The 18,514-nt window shown below is 69.5% G+C and carries 26 protein-coding genes and 1 pseudogene; 15 read left to right on the top strand and 12 right to left on the bottom strand.

Translation table 11 applies throughout. From position 1 onward, the window contains the following. Window positions 1-367: 367 nt before the first annotated feature. From BG452_RS46305 to BG452_RS33580, 3 genes are read right to left on the bottom strand one after another with little or no spacing between them, the layout of a single operon-like run. Entirely contained in the window at window positions 368-619 is a 252-nt protein-coding gene (locus tag BG452_RS46305; RefSeq protein WP_223243096.1) for an integrase core domain-containing protein, read from the bottom strand. Continuing rightward, the gene (locus tag BG452_RS33585) at window positions 505-1,266 is read right to left on the bottom strand and encodes an IS3 family transposase (protein WP_317621353.1); all 762 of its coding nucleotides are present in this window, start codon (window positions 1,264-1,266) and stop codon (window positions 505-507) included. The genes BG452_RS46305 and BG452_RS33585 overlap by 115 nt, the downstream gene beginning before the upstream one ends. Further along, on the bottom strand, window positions 1,263-1,523 hold the full coding sequence (locus BG452_RS33580) for a transposase (protein ID WP_317621352.1): 261 nt from the start codon (window positions 1,521-1,523) through the stop codon (window positions 1,263-1,265). Before BG452_RS33580 ends, BG452_RS33585 begins: the two co-directional genes overlap by 4 nt. 129 nt (window positions 1,524-1,652) lie before the next feature. Between BG452_RS33580 and BG452_RS33575 the strand changes: the two genes are divergently transcribed. From BG452_RS33575 to BG452_RS33565, 3 genes are all read left to right on the top strand, one after another. Beyond that, complete coding sequence (locus BG452_RS33575; RefSeq protein ID WP_317621351.1) at window positions 1,653-2,117, top strand: SCO4402 family protein; 465 nt, start codon at window positions 1,653-1,655, stop codon at window positions 2,115-2,117. Window positions 2,118-2,354: 237 nt separating this feature from the next. Further along, window positions 2,355-2,909 carry a hypothetical protein gene (locus BG452_RS33570; RefSeq protein WP_188308118.1) on the top strand — a complete coding sequence of 185 codons (555 nt, stop codon included), beginning with the start codon at window positions 2,355-2,357 and terminating at the stop codon, window positions 2,907-2,909. Further along, a complete protein-coding gene (locus BG452_RS33565) occupies window positions 2,906-3,319 on the top strand; it encodes a hypothetical protein (RefSeq protein ID WP_188308117.1) in 414 nt (137 codons plus the stop codon). The genes BG452_RS33570 and BG452_RS33565 overlap by 4 nt, the downstream gene beginning before the upstream one ends. A 93-nt stretch (window positions 3,320-3,412) precedes the next feature. Here the strand turns inward: BG452_RS33565 and BG452_RS33560 are convergent, their stop codons facing one another. Beyond that, window positions 3,413-3,979, bottom strand: a complete 567-nt coding sequence (locus BG452_RS33560) for a DUF4253 domain-containing protein (RefSeq protein ID WP_223243095.1) — start codon at window positions 3,977-3,979, stop codon at window positions 3,413-3,415. A 393-nt stretch (window positions 3,980-4,372) separates the two neighbouring features. Here BG452_RS33560 and BG452_RS33555 point away from each other — a divergent pair, with 393 nt between their 5' ends. Together BG452_RS33555 and BG452_RS33550 are read left to right on the top strand one after the other, a co-directional pair. After that, window positions 4,373-4,792 (top strand): DUF5959 family protein, encoded by a 420-nt coding sequence (locus BG452_RS33555; protein WP_188308115.1) that lies wholly within the window; start codon window positions 4,373-4,375, stop codon window positions 4,790-4,792. A 45-nt stretch (window positions 4,793-4,837) separates the two neighbouring features. Continuing rightward, a complete protein-coding gene (locus BG452_RS33550; protein WP_188308114.1) occupies window positions 4,838-5,218 on the top strand; it encodes a hypothetical protein in 381 nt (126 codons plus the stop codon). 15 nt (window positions 5,219-5,233) lie between these two features. On the opposite strand, the gene BG452_RS33545 is transcribed toward BG452_RS33550, so the two are convergent. Continuing rightward, window positions 5,234-5,755: an Imm21 family immunity protein gene (locus BG452_RS33545; protein ID WP_317621350.1), complete on the bottom strand. Its 522-nt coding sequence runs from the start codon at window positions 5,753-5,755 to the stop codon at window positions 5,234-5,236. Window positions 5,756-5,954: 199 nt separating this feature from the next. On the opposite strand from BG452_RS33545, the gene BG452_RS33540 reads away from it, so the two are divergent. Both BG452_RS33540 and BG452_RS33535 read left to right on the top strand, forming a co-directional pair. Further along, window positions 5,955-6,188 (top strand): hypothetical protein, encoded by a 234-nt coding sequence (locus BG452_RS33540; RefSeq protein WP_188308113.1) that lies wholly within the window; start codon window positions 5,955-5,957, stop codon window positions 6,186-6,188. 121 nt (window positions 6,189-6,309) lie between these two features. Beyond that, complete coding sequence (locus BG452_RS33535) at window positions 6,310-6,774, top strand: hypothetical protein (RefSeq protein ID WP_188308112.1); 465 nt, start codon at window positions 6,310-6,312, stop codon at window positions 6,772-6,774. 64 nt (window positions 6,775-6,838) lie between these two features. On the opposite strand, the gene BG452_RS33530 is transcribed toward BG452_RS33535, so the two are convergent. From BG452_RS33530 to BG452_RS33515, 4 genes are all read right to left on the bottom strand, one after another. Then, a complete protein-coding gene (locus tag BG452_RS33530) occupies window positions 6,839-7,132 on the bottom strand; it encodes a ParA family protein (RefSeq protein WP_188308111.1) in 294 nt (97 codons plus the stop codon). After that, complete coding sequence (locus BG452_RS33525; RefSeq protein ID WP_188308110.1) at window positions 7,129-7,476, bottom strand: ParA family protein; 348 nt, start codon at window positions 7,474-7,476, stop codon at window positions 7,129-7,131. The genes BG452_RS33530 and BG452_RS33525 overlap by 4 nt, the downstream gene beginning before the upstream one ends. Window positions 7,477-7,732: 256 nt before the next feature. Continuing rightward, window positions 7,733-8,131 carry a hypothetical protein gene (locus BG452_RS33520; protein ID WP_188308109.1) on the bottom strand — a complete coding sequence of 133 codons (399 nt, stop codon included), beginning with the start codon at window positions 8,129-8,131 and terminating at the stop codon, window positions 7,733-7,735. Then, on the bottom strand, window positions 8,053-8,406 hold the full coding sequence (locus BG452_RS33515) for an NAD(P)H-dependent oxidoreductase (protein WP_188308108.1): 354 nt from the start codon (window positions 8,404-8,406) through the stop codon (window positions 8,053-8,055). Before BG452_RS33515 ends, BG452_RS33520 begins: the two co-directional genes overlap by 79 nt. 175 nt (window positions 8,407-8,581) lie before the next feature. Here BG452_RS33515 and BG452_RS33510 point away from each other — a divergent pair, with 175 nt between their 5' ends. Further along, the gene (locus BG452_RS33510; protein ID WP_188308107.1) at window positions 8,582-8,776 is read left to right on the top strand and encodes a hypothetical protein; all 195 of its coding nucleotides are present in this window, start codon (window positions 8,582-8,584) and stop codon (window positions 8,774-8,776) included. A gap of 236 nt (window positions 8,777-9,012) precedes the next feature. Here the strand turns inward: BG452_RS33510 and BG452_RS33500 are convergent. Together BG452_RS33500 and BG452_RS33495 are read right to left on the bottom strand one after the other, a co-directional pair. Next, a pseudogene (locus tag BG452_RS33500) lies at window positions 9,013-9,334 on the bottom strand (transposase); the annotation flags it as partial. 110 nt (window positions 9,335-9,444) lie between these two features. Then, window positions 9,445-10,170 carry a hypothetical protein gene (locus BG452_RS33495; protein WP_317621349.1) on the bottom strand — a complete coding sequence of 242 codons (726 nt, stop codon included), beginning with the start codon at window positions 10,168-10,170 and terminating at the stop codon, window positions 9,445-9,447. Window positions 10,171-10,332: 162 nt separating this feature from the next. Between BG452_RS33495 and BG452_RS46300 the strand changes: the two genes are divergently transcribed. The 5 genes from BG452_RS46300 to BG452_RS33470 all read left to right on the top strand — a co-directional run bounded on the left by BG452_RS46300 (window position 10,333) and on the right by BG452_RS33470 (window position 16,522). After that, window positions 10,333-12,267 (top strand): DUF4157 domain-containing protein, encoded by a 1,935-nt coding sequence (locus tag BG452_RS46300; RefSeq protein WP_411293061.1) that lies wholly within the window; start codon window positions 10,333-10,335, stop codon window positions 12,265-12,267. 31 nt (window positions 12,268-12,298) lie between these two features. Continuing rightward, window positions 12,299-12,907: a hypothetical protein gene (locus BG452_RS33485; RefSeq protein WP_188308105.1), complete on the top strand. Its 609-nt coding sequence runs from the start codon at window positions 12,299-12,301 to the stop codon at window positions 12,905-12,907. A 555-nt stretch (window positions 12,908-13,462) separates the two neighbouring features. Then, complete coding sequence (locus BG452_RS46295) at window positions 13,463-14,578, top strand: glycoside hydrolase family 15 protein (protein WP_317621354.1); 1,116 nt, start codon at window positions 13,463-13,465, stop codon at window positions 14,576-14,578. Between the two features lie 72 nt (window positions 14,579-14,650). Next, entirely contained in the window at window positions 14,651-15,352 is a 702-nt protein-coding gene (locus BG452_RS33475) for a hypothetical protein (RefSeq protein ID WP_188308104.1), read from the top strand. A gap of 3 nt (window positions 15,353-15,355) precedes the next feature. Next, window positions 15,356-16,522, top strand: coding sequence for a protein-L-isoaspartate O-methyltransferase (locus BG452_RS33470; protein ID WP_317621348.1), 1,167 nt, complete (start codon window positions 15,356-15,358; stop codon window positions 16,520-16,522). Between the two features lie 55 nt (window positions 16,523-16,577). Here the strand turns inward: BG452_RS33470 and BG452_RS33465 are convergent, their stop codons facing one another. Continuing rightward, the gene (locus BG452_RS33465) at window positions 16,578-16,724 is read right to left on the bottom strand and encodes a hypothetical protein (protein WP_188308103.1); all 147 of its coding nucleotides are present in this window, start codon (window positions 16,722-16,724) and stop codon (window positions 16,578-16,580) included. A gap of 417 nt (window positions 16,725-17,141) precedes the next feature. On the opposite strand from BG452_RS33465, the gene BG452_RS33460 reads away from it, so the two are divergent. Continuing rightward, window positions 17,142-17,873, top strand: a complete 732-nt coding sequence (locus tag BG452_RS33460; protein WP_188308102.1) for a hypothetical protein — start codon at window positions 17,142-17,144, stop codon at window positions 17,871-17,873. A gap of 326 nt (window positions 17,874-18,199) precedes the next feature. Further along, window positions 18,200-18,451 (top strand): hypothetical protein, encoded by a 252-nt coding sequence (locus BG452_RS33455; protein WP_188308101.1) that lies wholly within the window; start codon window positions 18,200-18,202, stop codon window positions 18,449-18,451. Window positions 18,452-18,514 lie beyond the last annotated feature (63 nt).

Genomic DNA, 18,514 nt, shown 5'->3' with positions numbered 1-18,514 from the left:
TCTGACCGCTCAGGATTGCCGCGACGCCACGGTCACGTTCCGGACCGGGAAACGCGAGTTCAAGAGTCGGAAGGTCGTCATGTCCCATCAGGAGATGGTATGAAGCCCGGTCGCGATTGATCAATGGTTATCGCTCTGCTCACCCCGATACCCACAGCAAGCACTTTCACAACACGCCCTAGCCCCGAGGCGGGGACCGGGTGTTTCGGGCCCGGCGCGGGTGTGGCCGGGCCCGGGTGTTCCTAGTGGGCGCCGGCGGAGGCGAGTTGGCGCAGGGCCGGGACAAGGGACTGCTCGGGCAGGGGGATGGTGCCCAGGGCCGGGTGCTGCTTGTGCGTGTCAATCCCCAGTAATCGTGGAGTCCTGGCTAAGCGGCCTGGGCCCCCTGATGAGCCTCGGTTCGCGCCTTGCTGATGATCCGTTCGAACTCCACGGGCGGTAGTCCGCCGGCCGCGCTGTGTCGGCGACGGGTGTTGTAGAAGTCGGCGATCCAGGTCGCGATCTTCAAGCGGGCCTCTGCGCGGATAGCGAAGCGCTGCCGGTGGATGTATTCGACCTTGATCGTGGAGTGGAAGCTCTCGGCGGCGGCGTTGTCCAGCGCCGACCCGACCCGGCCCATCGACTGGACCACGCCGAGGCGGTCGCACAGCTCGTTGTAGGCCTGGCTGCTGTACTCGGGAAGATCACGCCGTCCACCCGGCCACCACGGGTGGCCGCTGCCATCGTGAGCGAGGCGCCGACCAGGGCGGCGTCGTGGTGGGCACCCATCGCGTAGCCGAGGAGCCGACGCGAGAACAGGTCGATCACCGTGGCCAGGTAGAGCTTGCCCTCGCCGGTGTCGATCTCGGTCATGTCGCCCACCCACAGAACGTTCGGCGCCACCGCGTCGAAGTGTCGATTGACCAGGTCGCGGGCCGCTTTGCGTCTGCCCTGGCGAGTCAGTGACCGGCGTCGGCGCGGGGGCTTGCGGCCCTGGAGCGCGAGCTCGGCCATGATCTTGGCGACGGTGTTCTCCGAGACCTGCCAGCCCTCCGCCCACAGGTACAGGGTGATCCTGGGCGAGCCGTAGGTACTGCCGGACGCGGCGAAGAAGTACCTTATCCGGTCGGTCAGTTCAGCCCGCCGGACCTCGCGGGCCGTCGGCTCAGCCGGGCGCCGGCGCCACTTGTAGAACCAGGACGCGGACACTCCAAGGGCCCGGCAGGCGGTCGTGTGCGGGACGCCGTGCTCGGTCCTCTGGTCAGCGATGAAGCCCGCAACCGTCACTTCGTCGCCTCCTTCACCCACAGGACCACCGATCGCTTGAGGACATCGCGCTCCATCCCGAGCTCGGCGATCTCCTTGCGCTGCCGGGCGTTCTCATCCCGCAGCCGGCGCAGCTCATCGCGCTCGGACTCGCTCAAGCCTCCCGCCGCCTCCGCGTCCGCCCGGGTCCGGGCGCGGTGGACCCAGTTCTGCAGCGTGCTCGGCTGCACGCCCAGGTCCCGCGCGACCTCCGCGGCCGACTTCCCGGTCTCCGTCACTATGCGCACCGCACCCGCGCGGAACTCCGCGTCGCAAGAGCGCCTCTTCCCCGCCATGACCCTCAACTTCCCCTCTGGTCACGACTCCACGCTACGAGGGGAATGTCACGAAGTCAGTACCCTCGACCCGTGATTGATCACGGCATCGCCCTGCCTTACTACCGCCTACACGTCGTTCCGGCAGTCATGGCGCTTGCAAGCCCGACGTGGCAACGGGAGGTCTGGCTTGACCCTGAACAGTTCGAGAATCTCGACTACGTGGTGCACGTCCTCTTCGACGACTTCTGCAATGCGGATGATCCGCTGCCCTGGCTGGGGCAGAGTCTTCGCACCGACGAGGAGGTGTCGCTGATGGCGCGTCTCGGCGCTGCCTACGGCAGGGTGCAGGGCGCGGTTGGTGCCGATGCCAGCGACGAGGTCTACCTTCAATCGCCAGGTTGGCCCGATGTCGTGGCCGAAGCAGCACGGCTGGCGCAGGTGCTGGTGAGCAACGACCATGCCGCCCTGAGCAAGCTTCACGATGCCGGGCATCGGTGGCCCCCTTCCACCGAGTCTGCTATGCCCAAGGCGTCGCAGCAGCGCGCCGAATCATGAACGCAGCCAGATCTGATACTCGGAGTGACTTGCATCACACCGAGGAGCGCGGAATGCAACACCAGTGACAACGAACGTGGCAAACCCCTCGATGAGGGCTCCCGCTGTTCAATCACAACACGAAGTCATCCGCACACGGCCTCTGCGGAGAGAAGGCGCACCCTGGCCTGATTCATCGCCCGCCGCCCCGGCGGCGTCATCGCCGGCGCCCTGCAGTACCGGCACCTGCGTGTGCAGATGTTCGAGGGCTACGCCGGTACCTCCGACTCCGGGTTCCGCGACGAGGTCGAGTCCGAGGAGGCAATCGCCCGCGGCGAGAAACTCGGCGACCTGATCACCAGCGACGAGTTCCACCGCCTCACCGGACCAGCCGCGGCCGAGGCGGAAAGCCGTCTCGCCGAGTTCGAGCGGCATGTCCAGTTCCAGGGCAAGGTCATCAACGACGCCAAGCGGCTCCAACGCCACATGACCCGCCACGACCCCCACATCTACCCGGGCCGGTACGTCCCCTGCGTCCACAATCCCGACCGGGCCCTGTGCCGCCGGGACGACGGCCAGGCCGGCCCATCACTGCCGGACTGCCAGCCCCTACGGTGCCGCAACGTCGCCCTGTCCGCCGAGAACACCGCCCACCTGCGAGCGGCCCTGGAAGCCCACGACCGGGAACTCGCCCGCGCGGACCAACTGGCGCCGTTCGTCCGGCACCGCCTCCAGACCCGCCGGCAGGAGCTCGCCGACTTCCTCACCGCAACCGCCGTCACCGGTCCGGACACCAAGACGGAGACACCGTGAGCCACCACCTGCCCACCGACGAGCAGGTCCGGGCCGCGATGGAATCCGAACTCGCCGAGAGCGAGGCTTGCGGTCGGCGCGCCACCGTCACCGGCGTCGAGAAGCGGCTCGGCGTCCCCCACGCGACCTTCTACCGGAACTACCCGCAACCGATCGCCTGGTTCAAATCCCAGCTCGCTGGCCGGCACCGCCCGGCCACGGTCCTGAAAGCCGGAACCCGGTCCGACGACGAGGCCGACCGTCTGCGCCGGGAGAACAGTGACCTGCGCAAGCTGGTCCGCGTCTACGCCGAAGCGATCCGCCAGCTGACCGTCGACAAGGCCGCCCTGGAGGACAAGCTGCAGGCGCTGAGCGGGGTGACCAGCCTCACCGAACGCCGCCTCCACAACGCGGACATCGGACACAGCTGAAGGCCTCCCATGACCTCGAAGGCAGTCACCTGGTGCTCCGGCCCGGTTGGCCAGCGGTGTGAGGTTCCAGCTGACGATCGCCAGTGCGGTGGGTCAGTCCCACCAGAAGTCCCAGCTGTGGCAATCGATGAGCCGCTCGGTGTACGCGGTCAGCGTGCACGGGCGGTGGCCTTGCCAGATGTTGTCAGGGCAGAACGCGAAGTGCTCGGCAGCCACGAGGAGAGCGTCCTCTGTCGTTGTCGGGGGTGCGGCGACGCTCAGGTGGAGGGTGGCGGAGCCGACCGCGACGACGCGTGCGCCGAAGCGCCGTTCCCAGTCGGCCACGACGGCGGAGAACTTGGCGGTGTCGTTGTCGTAGTTGACCGGCCCGTCCCAGCCAGCGGCGGTGAGCGCGTGGGCTCCCGAGCTGGCAGGGACGAGTCCCAGCCGGGACTGCGGCCGACGAGCGACGAAGTGCCGCGCGTAGCCGACGGTTGTGGTCTCGGGGTCCATGGTCGGTCGGAGAGACGGGGCGAGTCCCGGCCAGACCTGCCCGAAGGGGGCGGTGACGGCCAGGCGCTCCTCCGGCGACAGCATGTCATCGTCCTCGTCAATGACGGTGTAGTCCTTCCACCAGTTCCCGAGGAGCTCGGCAGGGTCGTGGGTCTCTGGGGAGGACATTCGTTCTGGGAAGAGCTCACCGGCTCCCCAGGGCCTGAACTCGCTGTCGTGAGGGTTCCTGGAATCAAGAAGTAGCGGCCACAGGCCCGTGCGGGTGCGCTCGGCATGCAGCCGTACCCAGAGATCCGCGGAGGCCGGTCCGTCACTCGGCCAGAGGGCTTGGACGTCTCCATCGCCTTCATCTGACGTGATCATCCGACCGGATGGGAGTGCGGTCCTGACCGCAGACAGGAGCTCAGGGTTCATGAGCAGATGCTAGGCCCGGGCTCCGACACTGGACGGCCCGATGCTGTCGTCACCGAGGCTTAGAAACAGGTACTGATGAGAGCGCCCTGGGCGTGTCGGTGTCGTCCGGAATGATGTCCTTGTTCGAGATCGAGTGAGAGGGCTGTGATGGACGACGCACTGGACGATCTGATCTACCTTGCCGACCCGCCTGGGACGAGCGGTCATGTCGTCGCGTTGCGGGTGCTGCAGCGACCGGATCCGGGCAGTGGGTTCCTGGACTGTGAGTTCGTCGTGTCGACGGAGACCGTCACTGGCAACTTCCGGGTGGGGATCTCGGCCTTCGACCTCGACAAGTGGGAAGAGGCTCTCGACAGCCTTGCCGGGAACAGGTTCGTCTCATGGCTGAACTCCGGCCGGACGGTCCAGCTGAAGATCAAGCCGCTCAGCCCGAGGGCGATCGGGGTGTCGATCAGCGATGACCCGTCCTCGCAGGTGACGGTCAGCCTGCCCATGTCCCCGCCCGCAGGCTGGATCGAAGACCATCGAGAGCGTCTGGTGAAGGCTCGACAAATCCTTTCAGGCTGACCGTCCGGGACGCCTGTCCGACCAGCACCCATCAGAGGAGCTGACATGCGGCACCTCACCCCCGCCTTCGCCCTCAGCGCCCTCCAACGCGGGAAGCAGATCGAGCAGTTCCTCGGCGCCATCGAAATCGACGGCCGGCCCGGGCTCCGCTGGATCGCCCTCAGCCCCGGCCGTGCGGGCATCACCATCTACCTGAGCGAGGTCGAAGACGTCGGCACCGACGCCTTCCTCGACATCACCGAGTTCCCGTCCCTGGACCCCGAGGACGAGACCTGGGGGCGGGACCTCGCTGTCCTGCCCACCCCCGAGGAGGCCCTGCATCTGTCCGAGCGTGAACTCGCCGCAGACCCGCAACGCTGGGTCAACGACGGCATCGTCTGCGACGAGTACCAGGACTTCCGGACCGCACGCAGGTCGAACCCGTGAGGACCGGCGTGCGAGTCAAGGAGCCGTTGTCGACTGGCCGTCGACTTGTAGAAGGAGCTGAACCACGCTGATCCAAGGGGAGTCGCCGGTCTTCTGGAACGCGCGGACTCTCCAGCGCCCTGCGGGCAGGTGGACGGGGGCTTGGTCCGGCTCGCCTCTGCCATCCGGGTATGGCACGCCGAGGTTCTTGCCGGCCTCGGCGGAGTCCATGAGGATCGCCGGTCCGTCGGTCTCCCACAGACCGCACTCCTCCCACGGCGTCGCCGGGTCGTTCAGCGCCGTTTCGGCAGCGGCGAGCAGCTCGGCGTCGGAGTCGGCGGCGAGCCAGCGCATGAAGGCCCTCTGCTCGGGCAGGTAGCAGGTGGTGGCGGGCTCGTCGCCCAGGACCAGCGCGGAGACGTCGCTGCGGCTGCGCAGGCCGATCACCTCGGCCAGGCCCTCGACGCTGCAGGCGCGGTCGTAGTCGTCTGGCTGGTCGCTGTCACCGATGATCATGCCGTCCTCAGTGCAGCCATCCCAGTACTGCAGCGCGGACACCGGGACGCGATCAGAGGACCACCCATGGATTCGACCCAGGTCAGATCGAGGGTCATCCGGACGGCATGTGGATCAGTACTCATGTGCGCAGTGTGCCGCTGATCAGTGACAAGCAGGGAACCAGGGTGAGTACCTGCACGGCGGACAACGGACAGAACTGAAAGACCCCCATAAGTTCACCGCCAGGCCCGAGCGCTGGTTGCCGGAGATCGCTGACTGGGTCACCTGGTACAGCGGGCTGGAGGCCTTTGTTGACCCTTCGGAGGGCAGGGCCTACTGGACGACCCGCGGGCCGGTGCTCGTGACCAGCACCAAGCTCGGTGCGGCCTGCTACATCGACGACCGTGCCGTTTACCACGGCGGTGACTGGGACGCCACCCTCGCTGCTGTCAGCTACGCGATCGGCCTGGACCGTGCGGCCCTTCCGGCCTGACAACTGGGCCGCAGTCACGAGCGGGGAGAAGTCGCCCCTGGAAGTCGGAATGGCCTGAATGAACTCCGAACATCCCACGTATGGGCCCCAATGTGTGGCCGGGGCCCGTACGGTGCGCATCATGACAACCACGGAGGGGAACCCCCAGTTGAACGACGCCTTCGCCACCGACCCCGACTTCCGGCACCTCACGCGGTTGCTCGCCATGCTGCCGGGTCGGGACGACGCCGCCTTCTGGGCTACCGTCGACAACGGTGCTGAGCGGATCTACGGGCCAGGCGACCCCGACGTCCCCAGCCTGGAGTACATCCTCAGCAAGGTGCAGAGCGGCATCACCCAGCTGCGCAAGGCCGAGAACCCCGCCGCCATCGCCTACTTCGGCCACTACCTGCTGATGTTCTTCGACGGCAACCGCCCCGCCTTGTGGACCTATCTCAACGAGCAGTTCGCCGCACACGGCGGCTACGCCACCACCGGCGAGCGGTACACCCGCGACCTGTGCGCCACGGCCTGGCGGATCATCTCTAACTACGACCCCCAGGGCGACACGGACCTGGCTGAACGCTGGCCTGGTCACACCCGTTAGCCCCACTGAAAGGGCCCGCCTCCGACGATTCGTCGGAGGCGGGCCCTTTCGCGTTTCTGGGTCTTTACGCCGTAAAGGTCTCCTTGGTGAGGCCCATGCCGGCAGCGATGCCCTGGTACTCGATCGCCGGCGCGCTGGCCGGCGCATACAGCGGGAGGGCGGTCTGCGCGGAGTACGCCTCGGCGACCTTCGTGCTGCGCCGGACCGAGGGGCGCAGCACGAGTTCGCCGTAGGCCTCGCGCAGCTGGTTCTCCGAGTCGCTGTAGACCTTGCCCTGGCTTTCGTGGGAGACGGACTCTCCTATCACGATCCAGTCGATCCCGAGGTTGATGCCGAGCGCGCCGAAGGCCTTGTTCATCTCGGCGAGCGGGACTCCAGCTCGGTGAGGGCGCGTGCTTCCTTCTCCTGTGACTTCACGCAGGCCATGACTTCGACCTTGTCCTTGTCGGCCAGCAGGGCGCCCTTGGTGGTGAGCTTCAGGTCGCCGGGGCAGTCGATGAAGATCACGTCGAAGCGGCCCATGACGGCGGGCAGCAGTCGGTTGAACCACAGCTCTCGGAGCATCGCGCCTGAGAGCTTGTCGTCCAGTTCCTTGAGCTTGCGCGATCCGGGCACGAGCCAGAGTCCGGGGATGGCCGGACCGCCCTCGCCCCGTCGGGCGGGAACGAGTACCTCGTCCAGGGTGGCGAGGCCGTCGACCACGTCCCAGAGTGTGCCGATGTTCTCGTCGGCGTCCGGGTCGTCGTAGCCCAGGATGTGGGCGAGGTCGCGCTAGCTGTCCGCCTCGATTGCCAGGGTCAGCAGTCCTTCGCTGGCGGCGATCGCGGCGAGGGCGCTGACCGAGGTGGTCTTCACTGAGCCTGGACTCGTTGACGGCCACGATGATGCGCGTCACCCGGCCGGTGTTTGGCGGGATCGGGAGGAAGGTGTCGGGGGTGGTCATCACGTCTCCAGATCTTTACGCCGTAAAGGCGGGGTCGTCTTCCAACAGGCGCAGCTCCGTAGCGGTCGCCTCGTAGGCGGCGTGCTCGATCAGCCATCCGAGGTAGGGCCGGTCCGCGGCGGCCGGGGTGCCGGTCATCCGCAGCTCGCACCCGGCGAGAGCGAGCGCAAGAACGGCCTGGCGGGGGTTGGCGGCGGCCGCCGAGGCGAACGAGGACTCGGCGTCGCCGTTCACGGCGGCGAGCCACTGCCCGGCGAGTTGCTCGGCCGCGTCGTTGCTGGCCGGGTTCCTGAGAGCGGAGAGGACGACGACGGTGTCGTCGGCGGGGGTTCCGGTCAGCGCGGCCTGGCACGCGGCGCGGCGTGCGTCGGCGGCCGGGCCCAGCCGGTGAGGACGGCTGGCGGCATGCCCCACCAGTTGGGGTGGATCAGGACGAGGGCGTCGAGGCCAGCCACTTCGGCCCGGTGCAGGGCGAGTTGCGGGTCGGCGGACTCGTCCGCGGCCGCGACCGTGCCGGTCTCCTCGGCGGTGAGCAACGGTGGGAAGCCCTCTGCGTACAGGTCGTGGGCCCGGACATCACAGCCGCGTCCGAGCAGTTCGGCCACCACGGCGTCGTACAGCGCGCGGTTGAGGCTCCCCGGCCGCGGGTGCGCCAGGTAGACCCCGATCCGGGTGGCGGTGTCGCCCATGTCCTCGTCCCCCTTCGTTCGATTACGTGGCGATGTTACTCACTCGACTTTCGATTTTCGTTGATCGCTGTTGGGGTCGCTCGGGCGGGTGATGTGGCGTCATCTGGCCGCACAGACAGGGGATAGCAGAGAAGCATCGGCGGTGCTTACGTCTCCTCCGGGGAGGGACCCGCCGATGCTTCCGGATCCGACCGTACCTGCTTCGCTGCTCGCCGTGTTGCAGTTGCTGCGGGGCTGCTTCACCACACCGACGTTCACGACCTTTGCCGCCCTGGTCACGGGGCTGATCGCGCAGACCAGGAAGTGCACGGTTACCGGGATGCTCGCCGGCGCCGGGTTGTCCTGCCAAGGCATGGGGGTCTACGGCTGAGCGGGGTCGATGGCGAAGCGTTCGGGGTGGGCGGCGCGGGTGTAGGCGACGGCGGTGCTGGCTGAGACGGCGAACAGGTGCATGAGGTGGACCGGATCGCCGGTGTGGCGGGCCTCGTCGAGGATGCGGTCGCGGCGCAGGTGCCGGCATGAGACGCCGGCGGCGACCAGGCGCTCGACCAGGTCCCGCAGCCGGGCGGCGCTGACGGCGGCGAGGTCGTCGCCGGGCCGCAGTCACGGCGAGACGTCCACCGCCAGCACCAGGCGGCCGTCGGCGGCGCGGGGCAGCGGCAGGCCGGCCAACTCGGCCCGCAGCCGCTCGACGTCCAGGCGGCCCCTGTTCAGCGCGCCGTAGAGGGCACCTTGCCCACGCCGGTGTTCGGGAGCCAGCGCCAGGCCGACCAGGGTCTTCACCGGGCCGTCGGTGCACGGCACTGCGTCGGTGAGCTCGAACAGCGCGTCACACGGACCGGTCAGGCAGTCGTAGAAGGCACCTCGGAAGCGTGACAGTTCCGCGAACGGCTCGCACTGCAACGCCCTGTTCCACCACGCTCACCAGCACGGCCTTCGCGTCGGGTCCTGAACCTCGTGGAGGTCCAGAATCATGCGGGGGTCGGTCCGCTGTCCTGGAAATCCTCATGTGGGTGACCTGCGCTCGCCGTCGGACCACTACTGCGGCAGGCAAGGGTCCTGGGCCGTCGGCTTTCTCCGATCGCCCTCGGGGGTGAAGATCAACGATGCGCGGAACGAGCCGCCACCGAAACGCACTGCGAGGAGCAGCGGTTGCTCATGCTTGGGCGGCCACGGTTCGGCTCCCGGTTCATTGCCGTTCCACAAGTGGAAGACCACCATCGGGTGCTGCGGATTCTCCGACAAGTAGCCGAGTGTCTTCCCGTACAGAGGGTTGTTCCCTCCGAACAGCACAGACGAAGGGCCGAACTCCACCGTCACGTCGGTCCAGGTGCGGTCAACTGCGGCCCACCCCCGGACTCGGCCTGTGAGGGCCTCGTACTCCTCAGCTGTGAGAACCCGATCGGGCTTGAGCCAGCCGCGTCGCTGCGCGAACTCCGCGTATACCGAGGCGACTTCGCAGCAGTCAGCCTGCGCGGGGAAGACATCCTGGAACGCCCCGCTGGGACCGATGGGAGTCCAGAGCCCCTGCTCTTCCCAAACCTGCTTCAGCTCGCTCCACGCCTCGGGCTGGCGCTCGATGAACAGCAGGTGGTCAAGCAGGATCCGGAGAGCCATCTCGCCCCCGTACATCCCGGGTCGGCGCAGGGCGAGGTTGAGCTGATCAATGAGGTGATCATGGATCTCCTCAGCAGTGGCAAGCGGAGCAGGAAGCGTCACCCACACAGTCTTCCGTAGGAAGATCACCTCGATCACCTGTTCCACCGACGAAGACGAGTGGATAAATCACAAGCTTGCGGGGTGCCCGTACGGGTGCCCGGCGGGGCACCTGGGTCTGCTCTGCGGGCTCTGGCGTGCCGGGCGTCGAACGCGTATGCAGGAAGGGTCGCTGTTCCACTGCGGGAAGAAGCCCCCTTGCATGCCCCCTTGCACGCCCGAGAAGACACCAGGGCCCAGGCCTCCGGACGCACCGGTACGCCGGTCCGCACGCCGCGCACCGGCGGCCGGGGCCTGGGGCCGGACCTGATGGCGCTGCAGGCGACCGTCGGGAACCGAGCCGTCGTCCAGATGCTCCGTCAGGCGGCGGGCCCGGCCGGGCGGGCCGGCGCGGCGGTGCAGCGCTCGGCCGTCCACGACGTCCTGAGCACGCCCGGCCGGCCGCTGGAGGCCGCCGTCCGGTCCGAGATGGAGGGCCGGATGGGCGCCGACTTCACGGCCGTGCGGGTCCACGACGACAGCGCCGCCCAGGCCTCCGCCGCCGAGGTCGGCGCCCGCGCTTACACATCCGGGAACCACGTCGTCATCGGGGCGGGCGGCGGCGACCGGCACACCCTGGCCCACGAGCTCACCCACGTCCTCCAGCAGCGCCGGGGCCCTGTCGCGGGTGCCGACAACGGGGCCGGGCTGCGGGTCTCCGACCCGTCCGACCGCTTCGAGCATGAGGCCGAGGCCAACGCCGTTCGGGTGATGCGCGAGCCCGTGCAGCGCCGCCCGCTGGACACGGAGCCGAGCACCGGGACCCCGTCCGGCTCCGCCGCCGTGCCGGTGGTGCAGCGATGGGCGCAGACGGACAAACAGGGGGCGACCATGTACGGCGACGATCCCCAGTTCGTCGCGGACGGCAACCGTGCCGGCACGGTCACAGTCACCGGCCTGCACGGTACGCCGCTGGAGGACGGCCACAACCAGCCCACGACAGCCGGCAACCCGATCGGCTGGATGGCACTGGTCAAGGACGGTCTGCAGTTGGGCGGGAAGATGCCAGCGAACGCGCACTACAACGCCGTGCGCATGCACTTGTGGAACGGTCGGCTCGGCGGACCGGGAACCAACCCGCTCAACCTCGCGCCGGGACCCGCCCAGGTCAACTCGGCGATGTCCGCGCAGGCGGAAACCCCGGTCAAGGACCTGGTGGAGTACGGCTACACGGTCGACCTGACCACTCAGGTCAGCTACGAGCGCGGGCCCGGCAACCCGCTCGACCTCGCGACCGTCGTCCCCAGCAAGATCGCCATGCAGTGGGTCGGTCGGCACGCCGGCCAACCCGACCAACACGGCAGTTGGGCGGCCCAGATCCCGCTGCCGGTCGCCGCACTCACCCCGCAGGAGCAGCAGGGCTACCAGCAGATGCCGGACACGCCCCAACAGGCCCAGCACCTGGTGACGAGCCTGGCGGGGCGGACCGACCAGTACCGCGGCGAGGTGCTGGCGGTCGTCCGCCCCGGGCTCGAACGGGCGATCATGATTGCCTATCCACACCTCTACGCCATTCGGACGCCGCAGGACAAGGCGGCGTTCCTGGCCATGCTGCCGCACGCCGACCGGATCGCCTTCCTGGACCACGTGCTGGGAGCCGACGCCCGCCTGTGGCTCGAGCACTGCCTGGTGCCGCTGATCGGCGCGGGACACACGCAAGCAGCCCAGGACGCCTTCGTCGACAAGCCGCTCCTGCAATGGGACATGATCCTGGCCTGTCCGCCGGGGGACCGGCACCAGCTCCTGGCCGGGCTCGGCACTCCCGCGATGGAGCTGGTGCCCAGTCGGCCGCTGCTGTTCTCCTACTACCCGGCGAACGATCAGGTCGCACTGTGCGGCCAGATGCACCAGGCGGGAATCCTCGACGCGTTCCTCGCCCAGCTCAGCGCGACGGATTCGCTGCACCAGATCCCCGGCCGGTTCCAGGTACTTGGTAACTGGGCGACGGTCATGGGCCCCCAGGGCAACCCCGTGGACTTCGTCAACAACCTGCAGAACCTCCACCCGGGCTACAAGACGGAGTTCGCCAACCAGTACGCAGCACACGCGCAGTCAGCCAGCTACAAGGCGAACCGGCCCACCCGACAAGCAAGCAAACTGAACTGACCCCATCCCACCGAGGCAATCGACGGACGACATGTACAAAGACCTGATCGAGGCGCGCATCCGCGAACTGGACAGCACCGCGGGATTCGCCCTGACCCGCACCGAGATCCGCGACCCCGTGCCACGAGGCGTCCTCGACACGGCGCTGCGCAGCGCCGGCGGGCACCTGCCGGCGGGTGCCGCGGAGTTTTACGAGGAGCTCAACGGCTTCACGCTGCAGTGGACCTACACCGCACCAGGCGCCTGCGACGCCACCGGTGACGAGGGGTCTATCCGCCTACTCCCCCTTGACGAGGTCTTCTCCGACTGGCAGGGAGCGATCTGGTTCGACGACTTCGAGGGCGGGGACCGGTTCAGGGCCGTGAAGCCCTTCGACCTGTACATCCCGGAGGCATGCGCGGCCTTCCTCCAGGAACCCGGGGAACCGGCCCAGGACACGGTCCACTACCACTACATCGGCGAATCGCTATCGCCGCTACCGCTCTCGTTCCCCGAGTACCTCGCCCAGGCGCTGAACACCGCCGGCTATCTCGGCTGGCAGAGCGCGCTGACTCCCCGACAGGGCGCGCCGATCCCCGTCGTGGACCGCATGCGAGAGATCGTCCCGGGGTTCGTCGACCGGCTCTACACCGCGCAGTGAGGAGCACGGAGCAACCGTCAGCACTCCAGCAGGACTCCGACGTTTCGCCTGATCAGATGCTGCGCGTGGTGTGTATGGCGGCCTGATGTCCTGTCGGGACGGCCTCCAACGAGGCGAGCAGCGAGGTGGACTGCAGCCTTCGCCTCGGCCGGGACCTCCTCTCGAGTGGGCCCTGCTTGCTGTGGCGGCTGGCCTGGCATCTGTGAGGCGAGCAGACCGCTGGCGGGTGAGGGTGCCCGTCGAACCGCTCGGTGGGCCGGTCGGCCAGCGCTTGGCGCGGGGTCCGGGCACAGGGCGGGGTCCGCGGGATGCTCGGCCCACACCACCAGTACGGCCTGGTCAGCGGTCGGGTGGCGCGGGGTCGCCTCCAACAGGTCAGCCGGCTGGCGGCGACCGGTCCATGCTCAACGAGCATGGCCGGGACTGAAAGCCCGCGCCAAAGCCGCTGATGCTTCCCTGTAGAGGTCGACCGGGGCTCCCTGTGACGCGTTGCTGCTCGCGCTGGCCGAGCAGCTGGAGCAGCGCTGGCGCGAGGCCGGCGAGAGGATCTGGGAGGTGCGCGGCCCGCGCCGCCACTTCACTCATTCCCGCGTCCTGGCCTGGGTGTTCTTCGATCGCACCGCCACCCTCCTTTCTCGCCGGCGCACCGTCGCCAAGTCCGTGGTGCAGCACCTGCGGCAAGTGCGCGACGAAATCCACGCCGACGTCTGCGCCAACGGACTCGACTCCCAGCGCGGGGTGTTCACCCAGTACTACGGCGGCCGGGACCTGGACGCGGCGCTCCTGCTCATCCCCGCTCTCGGGTTCCTGCCGGGCGACGACAAGCGGGTGATCGCCACCGTCGAGGCCGTCCAGCGCGAACTGTTCACCCCCGAGGGGCTGGTCCACCGCTACCCCACCCACGACCGGGACGACATGAACGTCGACGGCCTGCGCGGACACGAGGGCGCCTTCCTGCCCTGCTCGTTCTGGCTCGCCGACGCCCTCACCGCGATCGGCCGTACCGATGAGGCCGCGAACTCCTCGACCGGCTCCTCCTGTTGCCCAACGACCTGGGACTGCTCGCCGAGGAGTACGCACCGACAAAAGACCGCCAACTCGGCAACTTCCCATAGGGCTTCAGCGAGCTGGCCCTCGCGGACTCCTGCCTGGCCCAGGCCGCGCCCACCGCGCTGCCCACCCAGCGCACCGGCCCCACTGGCGACGACGTCACCGATCGGATGCCACCAGCACTCGCAGGTGCGGAGGCGTAGTGGCGGACAGCACGGTGACCAACACCATCGGCGGCGGGCGCGCCTGGGCCGCCGACCATGGTCGTCCTCCAGCTCGCCCTCGGGCACCTGGGGCTTCCCTTCAGCTGATACCACTCCGCGGCGCCGGCGTACTGGATGCGGACGTCGACCGCCGGATCGCCGCTCGCAGCGGATCGTCAGGTCCCCGGTGACGACGCCGACCTCAACCGTCATCGCGCCGCCCGGGCCGGCAGTCGGCTCGTCCTCGCACATCACGGGCTCGATCGTGGGCATCTCAGTTCGCTTAACGGCGGCGGAGACTGCCTGCAGCTGCGGGCGTTGCGGGGGTGGGCGGCACGGCCTGCCCGCCGCCGCCGGAGGTCGAAGTGGCGCAGGCACCGAGCAGCGAGATCATCGCCATGCTCCCGCTTCCTCGTGAGCGCGTTGGCGCGCCTTCCGACACGCCCGCTGCAGCCCCTCCGCCGGGCACGGGATCCTGACCGCCCACACCATGCACTTGGCCGGCGAGGTCCGCGACCCCCGCAGCGAGGTCGGGAACCTCCCCGACGATGACGTCCCCCTGCCGGAGCGGGAACTCTCCACGGCCGAACAGCTGATCGAGATACTCGCCGTCGACTGGGACCCGGACCAGTGGCACGGCACCTACAGCGAGGAGGTCCGCGACCTCGTCCAGGCCAAGGCCGAGGGCCGGCAGATCGTGGTCAGCCAGGGCCCGCCCGCCGAGGCCACCAACGTCGTCGACCTCATGGCGATCCTCGAACGCAGCCTGGACCAGGCCCGCCGCCCCGCCACGAGCGAATCCGCCGACGCAAAGCCGGAGAGCAAGCAGCGCAAGAGGACCGTGGGCACCCAAGGGCGGGCCGCCACCTCAACAACCGGCGTGCGTGTCCAGCCGATCGCAGGTACCCCAGCCGCCACACCATGGACACGAACTCCGAGAAGATTCCGGGCCGGGAGGGGAGCGCGGAATCGTGCCAGCGTGGTGCGCACCCCCGCACGCCCTCTACCGTCCGGCCTGGGCGCGCGGGAGGATGGGCGGCCGACCACGTTCAGTACACGCGGGAAGGGGACGCACATGGGCGACCACTCCAAGCAAGCACCGGATCCTGCGAAGGGAAGCCCGCCCCCGAACAACGCCGACGGCAAGGTGGAGAAGCCCTCCGCCGGCACGGGCAAGCACAAGAAGGACTGACGGGTGAGCGACGACGGCGGCGACCTGGCCGCCCACCGCAGGGCGCTGGACGCGGGGATGGAGCAGTACGGGCAGTGGCCGGCCGATTCGCCGTGGCTGCGCGAGGCCTTCGCCGCGCTGCCCCGTGACCAGTTCGCACCGGATCGGCTGTGGCGCTGGGATGGCTGGGCGTACGCGCCGCTCGACCGCGCCGTGGACCCGGCCGGCTGGGCCGCCGAGGTGTACAGCGGCGTCAGCTCCCCGGCCATCACTCAGCTCGCCGGTGGTGTCCCGTCGTCATCGCTGTCCGCTCCCGGGGTGGTGGCGGACATGCTGGACAGCCTGCGGCTGGAACCCGGGCATCGGGTCTGGGACGTCGGCACCGGGCAGGGGTGGACGGCGGCCCTGTCCGCCTGGCGGGCCGGTCCGGGCAGGGTGGTCTCCACCGAGGTGGACGAAGGCCTCGCCGGGTTCGCCCGCGGCCGCCTCGCCGCGGCCGGGCTGGATGCCGAGGTGGTGACCGGCAACGCGAGCGGCGGCGGGGCGCCAGGCGGCGGGCAGGTCGACCGCCTGCACGTCACCTACGCTGTCGAGACGGTGCCGTGGGCGTGGGTGGAGTCGGTGCGGCCGGGTGGACGGATCGTCTACCCATGGGGCCTGCTCGGGTACGTCGCGCTCACCGTCACCGAGGACGGCAGGAGTGCGACAGGCTGGGTGCACGGGCTCGCCCAGTTCATGGGCGACCGGCACGCCCCCGCCCAGCCGAGCAGTGGGCCCGCCGCCCACGCGGCGGTGCGTGCGGACGCCGACCCCGAGGTTCAGCGGGTGCTGGACCGGAATCCGGCGGCGCTGGAGGACTGGGGCCTGCGGTTCGCGGTGCGGGTCGCGGTGCCCGGCGCCGCCGTGTTCACCGAGAATGGCCCGGACGGGCCTGTCGTCCTGGTCCACGACGGCGCGCACTCCTGGGCGGAGGTCCGCACCGGGGCGGACGGCCGGCCGGTGCTGCTGCAGGGCGGGCCGCGCCGGATCGGCGACGAGGTGATGATCGCCTGGGCGCAGTGGGAGGGCCTGGGACGGCCCGACCTGTTCGACTACGGCATCACCGTCACCTCCGATGCTCAGTGGGCGTGGCAGGGCAGCCCAGACGGTCCGCGCTGGCCAATCGCGCAACCGGCACCTGCCCGGTCGTGACCGACCCGGGCTGGCGCGGCACAAACCCGCCGTCCCAGCCCTGCAGTACCCGCGGTCAGCCCACTCGCTCGCTGACGGAGCCAGTGATCCGGTCGGGTTCGTGACGCATGGCCTCGGCGGAGTTCTGGCCCGCCCACGGAGCGAGGGTCAGGTTCAGCTCCCGGGCGTCCCCGACGTGGTGCTCGGGCCTCAGGTAGTGCACGTAGGGCAGTGCGAGCTGAACGGTGCGCCCGGCAGTGTCCGTGCTGTCCGGGCCTGCAGCGACGGCGGACAGATCGCCATCGCGGCCATCCCGGCCGGGTGTTCGTGCAGCTGCGCACGGGCGACACCGTCGCCCGTGTCGATCAGCCAGGAACGCGCAGAGGGCCCGGTCACGCTCCGGGCCGCACGGAGGGGGCACGGGGTGGATCAGGACGAGGACGAGGCCCAGGCACTTCTCCTTCGGGTACGGGGAGCACTTCGCCGGGCTCCTTGGTGGAGTGTCCTGCTGGTGGCTGCGACGGGGTGCGCGGTGCTGCGGGTAACCGGCCCGTGGCGCGGCTGGGAGCCGGGCCTATGGGCCACCGTCATGTCAACGGTGGTGGTGGCGGGCCGACAGTCGAGCGCCGGGCGTGCATCCATGACCACCGCGGTCCTCATGGATGCCCCGCGGTGGAGGGCCTTCGCCGAGTCGGATTCCGCCCTTGCGGGCTTCTCCGCCGCTCAACGCCACAGCACGATGCGCGCGGCCGCCGCCCGGGTGCGCGAGTTCACCGATCTGCACGGGTTCGACCACGAGAGCATCGGTATCCCGTACTCGTCGGCGTCCGGGTACGGGGAGGCCTGTGTGCTCCAGCACGTTCGCGACCGACACGTCTCGATCGGCCTCACCTGGCTGCACCGGGATGCCGAGCACCTGGCGACCGTGCTGGAACACGAGCTGGCTCACCTGCGGCGCGGGCATGGCCCGCGCAGGCGGCTGCGCCGTGCCGTGGGCGCGGCAGTGTTGGTCGCCGGCTCCTGGTTCCTGCCGATGCTGGCCGCCACAGTGGTTGGCGTAGCGCTGGTGGCTTGCGGCATCGCGTGGAGCTGGGCGGAGGAGCTCGGCTGCGACCTCGAGGCGCGGCGGCAATGCGGCGCGGCTTCCCAGGCCGCGCTGTGGCGAGCGCAAATCGTCCGCGATCGCGCCACACCCCGCCTGTGGCGCTGGTGGGATGCCGTGTCCGGCGCTCGTTCCCACCCGCCTGCCCGTCTGCGGCTGCTGCTCGCTGGCGGGGCGGTCCTCCGCCCGTCGCCAGTATGTGCGGAGGACTCGCCTGCGGCCCGGGTGACACCGTGCCACGCTCCACAGGACAGCACTTTGTCGCCGTAGCGAGTCCATCCGCGGCGTGGCGGGCCTTGTGATGTGTGTCCAGGCAGCGAAGGCAGAATGCGCCCCGAACGCCGGGCAACGTGCGACGGTCCAGGCCACAGGGCCGTTCCCCTCCCCGCCGGGGCCCGCCCACCAGGTGTCCACCGCAGGTGAGCAGCCGGTCGCCGCCTTGCCAGGTCCCGGGCCCCCGGCCCGTGCCGGGGCGCCACCGACGCCCGGCCAGTGGCCAGACTTCAGAGCGGTATACGCACGCACCGACCGGTACCTGTCCGAGTTCTGGCCCCACGGCCTGTGGCGCCCCGGCCACCACCCGCGAACGCGGCCCGGTGAGCGTCCCCACCCCGGTGACCACGCCACCGCACGGTCTGCAGCGGCGGTCGCGGCAGCGAGTTGCAGCAGCCGAGTGCTTCACCTGGTACGCCCCGGTCCCGGTCGCCGCGCCGTGCGTGTCTGCCGATGGTCTGGCCGTCGTTCTGCCGTTCGACGCGTCCGGCCCGCTCACGCATGCGGCACCTGGCGCCGAGGACGACGTCGCGGTGGCGATCCCCGACGTCGCCGTCGCACGTGTCCATCGCTGATCACCGAACGAGTGCCCTGCGGGCCCGTGCCCCCGGGTTGCGGCGGTTACGGGTGGATAGACC

It is taken from the genome of Streptomyces sp. CBMA123 (assembly GCF_014596465.1).
In the GTDB taxonomy this organism is placed as follows: Bacteria; Actinomycetota; Actinomycetes; order Streptomycetales; family Streptomycetaceae; genus Kitasatospora.
This window is presented reverse-complemented; position numbering and strand designations above follow the sequence as displayed.